General features: G+C 66.9%; 1 protein-coding gene. It reads left to right on the plus strand.

Annotated features, from left to right (window positions below):
- Positions 1 to 30: 30 nt before the first annotated feature.
- Positions 31 to 501: AMP-binding protein (locus IEZ17_RS41795; RefSeq protein WP_229853149.1), on the plus strand; the 471-nt coding region annotated here is incomplete at its 3' end.

Below are 501 nucleotides of genomic sequence, written 5' to 3' on the forward strand. Positions count from 1 at the left end.
CGGCGTTCGCTGACCTATGCGGAGTTGGAGGTGGAGGCCAATGACCTGGCGCGTCACCTGTCGGGGCGCGGGGTCGGTCCGGAGGACCTGGTGGCTCTGGCGCTGCCGGGGACTGCGGAGATGGTCGTTGCGATGCTGGCGGTGTTGAAGGCGGGGGCCGCCTATCTGCCTGTCGACCCGGCCTACCCGGCCGCTCGTATCACGTATCTGCTGGAGGATGCCCGCCCCTCGCTCCTGATCACGGATCTCGGGGTGCGGGAGCAACTGCCGCCGGTGGATGTGCCGTTCGTCGTCATGGACGATTCCGCGTCCTGGTCCGTTGGTCGTTCCTCGGCTCCAGGTGGTCCTGTGTCGGCTGCCGGCTCGGCGTATGTCATTTACACCTCGGGTTCTACGGGGCGTCCGAAGGGGGTGGTGGTCACCCATGCTTCGGTGTCGCATCACATGGCGTGGATGGCCGACCATCTCGCGTTGACGGTTGAGGATCGGGTGCTGGCTCGG

Origin of the sequence: Streptomyces albospinus, assembly GCF_014648695.1 — a bacterium.
Classification (GTDB): domain Bacteria; phylum Actinomycetota; class Actinomycetes; order Streptomycetales; family Streptomycetaceae; genus Streptomyces; species Streptomyces albospinus.